This is a genomic window from Brumimicrobium salinarum (assembly GCF_002844555.1).
GTDB classification, from domain to species: Bacteria; Bacteroidota; Bacteroidia; order Flavobacteriales_D; family Crocinitomicaceae; genus Brumimicrobium; species Brumimicrobium salinarum.
Genome location: NZ_PJNI01000069.1, coordinates 1 through 544 on the forward strand (window position 1 = coordinate 1; position 544 = coordinate 544).

The 544-nt window shown below is 43.9% G+C and carries 1 protein-coding gene; it reads left to right on the forward strand.

Annotated elements, in window-relative coordinates:
- The coding region (locus CW751_RS15515; RefSeq protein WP_101335851.1) for a hypothetical protein at positions 1-544 on the forward strand (544 nt) is incomplete at both ends.

Here is a 544-nt window from a genome sequence, read left to right on the forward strand (position 1 = left end):
CATGGCAAGACAAAAAGGAATAATCAAGCTTACGGGTAAGATTGGGGATTTATCCTTCTACAAGTCTAAAGATGGCTATTTGGCACGTGAGAAAGGTGGTGTTGATGGAGATAGAATCAAAAAGGATCCTGCGTTTGCAAGAACACGAGAGAACGGAAGTGAGTTCGGGTTGGCCGCAACGTCTGGGAAGACTTTGAGAGATGCTTTCCGTCCACTGATGATGCGTGCAGCAGATAATCGTATAACCTCCAGGTTAACACGATTGATGTCTGATATACGCAAACTGGATACTACGAGTGATCGTGGACAACGTTCAGTTGGTGTAGCGATTCAGAATCAGCCTGCAAAGGATTTGTTGAAAGGGTTTAACTTCAACAACCGTTCAATGTTGAATGCGATTTTATATCGTCCAATAGCATTGGATACCTCGACTGGGGAAATCACGATCGAAGATCTTGTTCCGGTGAATCATATTGCAGCTCCGCCAAATTCAACACATGTTTCTTTTACAGCAGCATGGGGTAATGTGAATTTTGCGGATGGC